Raw genomic sequence first — 6,651 nt, 5'->3', positions numbered from 1 at the left:
TACTCGTGGCTGCAACCCTACTAGCTCAAAATTTATTCACACATGGTTACGCTTTGGGGAAATTATGAGGGGATCTCTCAGTGCATTGCCTCCAATTCCCATAATTTATTACGCCGATAATAACTTGGTGTAACCTTAAAAATGTACTTAAATCGACGTGTAAAAGATTGTTGGGAATCAAATTGATATTTTAATGCGATCTCAAGGATAGTTTTTTTCGTCAACCTCAACTCAACAGCCGCTTTCGTCAAACGACGAGCACGAATATAGCTAGCCAGTGTGACCCCTGTTACTTTTTTGAACAGCCGCTGAAAATACCACTTGGTATAACCCGCTTTATTCGCCACATCATCAAGCAGTAAAGACTGATCTAAATTATGTTCAATCCATAATAGAACATCTTTGATAACCGTTGTATGAAACTGCTTATCATCATATCTTAATTGGATGTTATTAGCTTTATTTTGATAGCGAGAATGCTGTTCAATATACATAAAATAACCTAAATGTTCTTAAGATTGTCACGACCACATCATCATGATACCATAAACATACTGACGGTATGTTATTTTAAATCTATCATGGAAAATAAAAATCATCAACAAGAAAATTTTAAGAGTACCTATCAATCACTGGTTAACTCAGCACGAATATTGTTTGTTGAAAAAGGCTATCAAGCTGTTTCAATAGATGAGATCTCGGGAAAAGCGTTGGTGACCAAAGGTGCCTTTTATCATCACTTTAAAAATAAAAAACAATTACTCAGTGCCTGTTATAAGCAGCAATTAATTATGATTGATGCCTACATCACAACAAAAACTGATTTAACAAATGGTTGGTCTGCCTTAGAAAGTATATTTGAACATTATCTTGATTATATTATTGATAATAATAAAAACCTTATCCCTATCCAAGAAGTGATGCCTATCATTGGTTGGAATGAACTTGAAAAAATTAGCCTTGAATACATTACTGGTAAGGTAAACGCCATTGTCAGCAAATTGATCCAAGAGAACCAACTTAAAGCTTATGATGATGATGTGCTTAAAAACTTACTCAATGGCTGGTTTATGCATATCGCAATACATGCGAAAAACCTAAAAGAGCTTGCCGATAAAAAAGGCCAATTTATTGCTATTTACCGCGGCTTTTTATTGAGCTTGAAAGATAAATAAAATAGATAGGTTTTATTTGAAGCTAAATCTTCTTTATCGTAAAAAATGCCCTCTTGGGTTATCAAGAGGGTCATTATATTTCGCGGAATAACATCATTTGGTGACGAAATAACTAAGCACTTGTCTCCTGTTTACTCCCCTGAGCTTGAGGGGTTAACATGAAGGTCATCGATAGCAGGATAATAATACAGTAAAACGCTAAACCAATAATCCAAATCCAGCCATCCCAAATTGGTAGTGAATGATTATAAATAACAGCAAACAGTAATGGGCCAATAACACCGGTTGCATTGGTAAGGCTCACCAATAATCCCTGTAAAGCACCTTGCTGATGACTCTTTGTTTGGATAGACATCACTCCCTGTAATGCAGGTAAAGCGATCCCACCACCAGCCAATAAAATTAAAACAGGGAAAACTAACCAACCTTCAGATATAAACGCTAAAAAGGCAAATGCACTACTATCTGCAATAAATCCGAGCAGTACTGCCGTTTTTTCGCCCCATTTAGTGGCTATTCTTCCTGCCACAAAGGCTTGGAATACTGAGTGTAAAAGACCAAGACCCGCTAATGAAAAGCCAACCATCATGCTATTCCATCCAAAACGATTTTCGGTAAATAGCACCCACACCGTTGCGGGAATTTGGCCTATCAATTGCGCTGAAAAATAAATAATCAACAAAATGGGCATCGTTTTAAATAAAGTGATGTATACCGAATTCGATTGCGTCTCAACCCCTACTTCGGTATCTGTATTATCACGTGTATTTTTGGTTTCACGGAACCAAAACATAACCACAAGGAAAGCGACAATATTTAGCAACGCAGCGATAAAAAAGGGACTATGCGGTGAAATCTCTCCTGCAAAACCACCAATAATAGGCCCCGCTATTAAACCAAGCCCAAAACTTGCCCCTAACCAACCGAACCACTTCACGCGTTGAGAAGCTGAGGTGGTATCGGCAATGACCGATGCCGCGACAGCCCCAGTAGCTCCTGTGATCCCTGAAAGCAAACGGCCTAAATACAGCATCCAAAGCGCACTTGAAAAAGCCAGCAATAAGTAATCCAGCGATGCGCCTATTAATGACAACAACAGCACTGGGCGCCGACCAAATCGGTCAGACATTTTTCCAAGCCAAGGAGCAAAGATAACCTGCATTAACGCATAAAGTGCAAGCAATACGCCAAAGTGGTTAGCGATATCTTCCGAAGCAATAAATTCACGTAATAACGTTGGCAAGACTGGCATGATAAGGCCAATCCCCATGGCATCGAGTAACGTAATTACCAATGCGATCTTTGTCGAACTATTCATTTCACTTTTCTCTATCACTGATAGGGAGTGGTAAAATAACTCTATCAATGATAGAGTGTCAACAAAAATTAGGAATTAATGATGTCTAGATTAGATAAAAGTAAAGTGATTAACAGCGCATTAGAGCTGCTTAATGAGGTCGGAATCGAAGGTTTAACAACCCGTAAACTCGCCCAGAAGCTAGGTGTAGAGCAGCCTACATTGTATTGGCATGTAAAAAATAAGCGGGCTTTGCTCGACGCCTTAGCCATTGAGATGTTAGATAGGCACCATACTCACTTTTGCCCTTTAGAAGGGGAAAGCTGGCAAGATTTTTTACGTAATAACGCTAAAAGTTTTAGATGTGCTTTACTAAGTCATCGCGATGGAGCAAAAGTACATTTAGGTACACGGCCTACAGAAAAACAGTATGAAACTCTCGAAAATCAATTAGCCTTTTTATGCCAACAAGGTTTTTCACTAGAGAATGCATTATATGCACTCAGCGCTGTGGGGCATTTTACTTTAGGTTGCGTATTGGAAGATCAAGAGCATCAAGTCGCTAAAGAAGAAAGGGAAACACCTACTACTGATAGTATGCCGCCATTATTACGACAAACTATCGAATTATTTGATCACCAAGGTGCAGAGCCAGCCTTCTTATTCGGCCTTGAATTGATCATATGCGGATTAGAAAAACAACTTAAATGTGAAAGTGGGTCTTAAAAGCAGCATAACCTTTTTCCGTGATGGTAACTTCACGGTAACCAAGATGTCGAGTTAACCACCCTTTAGATTCATAAAGCGAAAATAATGCGGCTCCAACGTACCCACCTAAATGGAAACGGCGTTCACTCCAATCTAAACACGCACAACAGATTTTACGTGAATGTTTGGAAGGAACGTCAATTCCCATTTCATGAAAATATTGAATACCACTTAATGTGATCATTGAACCATTTTCAGTGATCCATTGCTGTTGACAAAGGGAATCATAGATCTTAACGGCAACTTCGCCAGCTAAATGATCATAGCAAGTACGTGCTTTTCGTAAATGCACTGGCGTGGAAACTTTGGCATGTACGCCATGGTTTAAGGAGATCCCCATCATACTTTCCATCAATTCAGCAATATCTTTTCCTGCTAGCCGAAAATAACGATGCTTGCCTTGAGCTACTACTGTGATTAGCTGGCAATCTAATAATTTAGATAAATGACTGCTCGCCGTTGAAGCTGATATATTCGCCACAGAACTTAGCTCAGTGGCCGTCCAAGCTCGCCCATCCATCAAAGCACTGAGTATTTTAACTCGTGAAATGTCAGACATAGCCGCCCCTATCGCGGCTATTGAGGACTCAAAGGTAACCTCTTTTCGTATTAAATTAGCCATCGCAAGTTCACTTTATTGCCCAAGGGAGCGTAACAGATGCAGCCATACTATCATTGTCCGTTATTAATATCAGTTGGTTAGCATGGTCACTGTATTGCACTAAAATATTAATGTTATTCTCCGCCAATACTCGTGCTATTTCGCCAAGTTCCCCCGGTTTTTCCTGTTTTAACTTACGAATTAATGGTGTCCGGATCGCAAGTACTAACAGTCCAGCTTGCTCTAGCGCTATTTTAGCTTCCTTTCCTTGTTCAACAAGAAAATGAGCATGGCATTCATCACCAACCGTAAATATCCCTCCCCCTTCCAATCCAATACCTTTATTACCTAATGTTTTTCCTAGTAATGCTAATTGTCCTATTTGATTATCTAAAACAACGTGAACATCAAACATTATCCTTGTCCTTTTTAAATGAATATTCGCGAGTAATATGAGCAATACTAATTTTGTAAAAATCAAATATTGACTCTCGCCCTTCTTGTTGAGCTTTCGCATGTAAAACATGATTTTTCCATTGCAGAACTGCGTATTCGTTTTCCCACCAAGATAGCGATAACATTTTTCCTTCTGTAGCTAGACTTTGAAAACGTTCAATTGAAATAAAACCAGCTACATGACTTAATAGTGGTCTTAACTCCTCAGCTAAAGTCAAATAGCGAGTTTGTTGGTCGGGTTGTATTTGCACCTCAAATATTACAGCAATCATATTTTTCTCCGTTATTAATCAACAAACAGAGTAATCCACCCGAAAATTAACACTTCGATAAGCAACGAAATATAGAAAGGTCATGCTGCTGTTTTATGTTGTATATCACACTTCTTTAAATTGCTCGGCCTGCGCTTATCATGTTCTCCTTCTCTTATAATTTTGTTTATTATTTATACTTTTTTATTTTTTGCTATCACCGAAAATAGTGCGGATCCCGCATGGTATTTAGGTTTACCCATCATTAAATACCATTGTTGTTATTTTAATCTTTTTAATATTTCATGATTAAGATCACACTAAAATTATGACCCTATTAACTAAAAGTTATGGATACCCTAATAAAACTCATTGTTAAAGATTAGTTAACCAAAGTAACTTCATTTTTCACTATTGTTAAATTGTTATAGTGAAAATTCTGGTAAACTAATAGAGGTAAAAAAATGATCCTAGATGCCAGTTATACATTATTAGTCGCATGTATCGCGCTACTCATAGGAATGTTTGTCGTAAAATTTACCCCGTTCCTACAAAAAAACCACATACCAGAAGCCGTCGTTGGTGGCTTTATTGTTGCAATTGTTCTGTTAATTATTGATAAAACATCAGGTTATTCGTTTACTTTTGATGCTTCATTGCAAAGTTTATTAATGCTCACATTCTTTTCCTCTATCGGGCTAAGTTCTGACTTTTCTCGACTGATTAAAGGAGGAAAGCCGTTAGTTCTATTAACTATTGCAGTAACGATCCTAATCGCCATTCAAAATACTGTCGGCATGAGTATGGCTGTCATGATGAATGAAAGTCCATTTATTGGCTTAATTGCAGGTTCAATTACTCTAACAGGTGGTCATGGTAATGCCGGAGCATGGGGCCCTATTCTCGCTGATAAATATGGTGTAACAGGCGCCGTTGAATTAGCGATGGCTTGTGCAACACTTGGATTAGTGTTGGGTGGTTTAGTTGGCGGCCCTGTTGCCCGTCATCTTTTGAAAAAGGTCTCTATTCCTAAAACAACCGAGCAAGAGCGCGACACTATCGTTGAAGCTTTTGAGCAACCAAGCGTCAAAAGAAAAATCAATGCAAATAACGTTATTGAAACCATTTCAATGCTGATTATCTGTATTGTTGTTGGTGGCTATATCAGTGCATTGTTTAAAGATACTTTTCTGCAACTGCCTACTTTTGTCTGGTGTTTATTTGTCGGTATTATTATCCGTAATACACTGACTCATGTATTTAAACACGAAGTGTTTGAGCCGACCGTCGATGTATTAGGTAGCGTTGCTTTATCGCTTTTCTTGGCAATGGCGTTAATGTCATTAAAATTTGGTCAATTGGCAAGCATGGCAGGGCCAGTATTAATTATCATTGCTGTACAAACTGTTGTCATGGTGCTATTTGCCTGCTTTGTCACCTTCAAAATGATGGGCAAAGATTATGATGCTGTCGTGATCAGCGCGGGTCACTGTGGCTTTGGTATGGGAGCAACACCAACAGCAATTGCGAATATGCAAACAGTCACAAAAGCATTTGGACCATCACATAAAGCTTTCCTTGTCGTTCCTATGGTCGGTGCCTTTATTGTTGATATTTCAAACAGTATCTTAATTAAAATATTTATTGAAATTGGTACATACTTTACCTAATAGCTACACACTACTCGGCGTACTTCTCCTAACAATTTATTATAGGGCAGTATGCCGAGCCGCTTTCTTACCCCGTATATTCCCCTAGTCAATCTATTTAGCTTGCACGTTTACGAATTAATTCTCGTGACAACTAAACCAAAATTTGAATTATGACGAGTATATCTGATTATTTATACTTTATTCGTTAGAATAGTCCGTAGAAATAAATAATCAGTAGGCTACATGGAATGAAATTAAGACATCTCGATATCTTTTATGCTGTAATGACTTGTGGTTCCTTAACGCGTGCGGCTGAAGTTTTACATATTTCTCAACCCGCGGCGAGTAAAGCACTCAAACATGCTGAGCACTGAGAGATCCCCTCATAATTTCCCCAAAACGTAACCATGTGTGAATAGATTTTGAGTAAGCAGGGTTGCAGCCACGAGTG

At 38.4% G+C, this 6,651-nt stretch carries 8 protein-coding genes and 2 pseudogenes; 4 read left to right on the top strand and 6 right to left on the bottom strand.

What is annotated here, in order from left to right; genetic code table 11:
• Window positions 1-98: 98 nt before the first annotated feature.
• A pseudogene (locus tag BEB54_RS27270) lies at window positions 99-494 on the bottom strand (helix-turn-helix domain-containing protein); the annotation flags it as partial.
• A gap of 87 nt (window positions 495-581) precedes the next feature.
• Here BEB54_RS27270 and tetC point away from each other — a divergent pair.
• The gene (gene tetC / locus BEB54_RS27265) at window positions 582-1,175 is read left to right on the top strand and encodes a tetracyline resistance-associated transcriptional repressor TetC (RefSeq protein WP_000428546.1); all 594 of its coding nucleotides are present in this window, start codon (window positions 582-584) and stop codon (window positions 1,173-1,175) included.
• A 112-nt stretch (window positions 1,176-1,287) separates the two neighbouring features.
• Here the strand turns inward: tetC and tet(B) are convergent, their stop codons facing one another.
• On the bottom strand, window positions 1,288-2,493 hold the full coding sequence (gene tet(B) / locus BEB54_RS27260) for a tetracycline efflux MFS transporter Tet(B) (RefSeq protein ID WP_001089068.1): 1,206 nt from the start codon (window positions 2,491-2,493) through the stop codon (window positions 1,288-1,290).
• An 81-nt stretch (window positions 2,494-2,574) separates the two neighbouring features.
• Here tet(B) and tetR(B) point away from each other — a divergent pair, with 81 nt between their 5' ends.
• Complete coding sequence (tetR(B), locus tag BEB54_RS27255; RefSeq protein WP_000088607.1) at window positions 2,575-3,198, top strand: tetracycline resistance transcriptional repressor TetR(B); 624 nt, start codon at window positions 2,575-2,577, stop codon at window positions 3,196-3,198.
• Here tetR(B) and BEB54_RS27250 read toward each other — a convergent pair.
• Genes BEB54_RS27250 through BEB54_RS27240 form a run of 3 tightly spaced genes read right to left on the bottom strand, consistent with a single transcriptional unit; the run spans window position 3,176 to window position 4,569 of the window.
• Window positions 3,176-3,862, bottom strand: coding sequence for an ArsR/SmtB family transcription factor (locus tag BEB54_RS27250; protein WP_001284954.1), 687 nt, complete (start codon window positions 3,860-3,862; stop codon window positions 3,176-3,178). The genes tetR(B) and BEB54_RS27250 overlap by 23 nt on opposite strands.
• A gap of 7 nt (window positions 3,863-3,869) precedes the next feature.
• A complete protein-coding gene (locus BEB54_RS27245) occupies window positions 3,870-4,256 on the bottom strand; it encodes a hypothetical protein (protein WP_000460651.1) in 387 nt (128 codons plus the stop codon).
• A complete protein-coding gene (locus BEB54_RS27240; RefSeq protein ID WP_000562370.1) occupies window positions 4,249-4,569 on the bottom strand; it encodes an antibiotic biosynthesis monooxygenase family protein in 321 nt (106 codons plus the stop codon). The genes BEB54_RS27245 and BEB54_RS27240 overlap by 8 nt, the downstream gene beginning before the upstream one ends.
• Window positions 4,570-5,012: 443 nt before the next feature.
• On the opposite strand from BEB54_RS27240, the gene gltS reads away from it, so the two are divergent.
• Window positions 5,013-6,218: a sodium/glutamate symporter gene (gltS, locus tag BEB54_RS27235; RefSeq protein ID WP_000599533.1), complete on the top strand. Its 1,206-nt coding sequence runs from the start codon at window positions 5,013-5,015 to the stop codon at window positions 6,216-6,218.
• Between the two features lie 230 nt (window positions 6,219-6,448).
• Window positions 6,449-6,568 (top strand): annotated as a pseudogene (locus tag BEB54_RS27230) (LysR family transcriptional regulator); the annotation flags it as partial.
• A gap of 15 nt (window positions 6,569-6,583) precedes the next feature.
• Here the strand turns inward: BEB54_RS27230 and BEB54_RS29605 are convergent.
• The coding region (locus BEB54_RS29605; protein WP_223232774.1) for a hypothetical protein at window positions 6,584-6,651 on the bottom strand (68 nt) is incomplete at its 5' end.

Source organism: Escherichia sp. MOD1-EC6021 (assembly GCF_002965245.1).
GTDB lineage: Bacteria > Pseudomonadota > Gammaproteobacteria > Enterobacterales > Enterobacteriaceae > Escherichia > Escherichia coli_F.
The sequence above is the reverse complement of the archived record's forward strand: the minus strand, read 5'-3'. Positions and strand labels throughout refer to the sequence as shown.

Excerpts from the sequence above, each read along its gene's own strand:
- tetC (WP_000428546.1), top strand. The coding sequence starts at position 582 with ATGGAAAATAAAAATCATCAACAAGAAAATTTTAAGAGTACCTATCAA.
- BEB54_RS27245 (WP_000460651.1), bottom strand. The coding sequence starts at position 4,256 with ATGTTTGATGTTCACGTTGTTTTAGATAATCAAATAGGACAATTAGCA.
- BEB54_RS27250 (WP_001284954.1), bottom strand. The coding sequence starts at position 3,862 with ATGGCTAATTTAATACGAAAAGAGGTTACCTTTGAGTCCTCAATAGCC.
- gltS (WP_000599533.1), top strand. The coding sequence starts at position 5,013 with ATGATCCTAGATGCCAGTTATACATTATTAGTCGCATGTATCGCGCTA.
- BEB54_RS27240 (WP_000562370.1), bottom strand. The coding sequence starts at position 4,569 with ATGATTGCTGTAATATTTGAGGTGCAAATACAACCCGACCAACAAACT.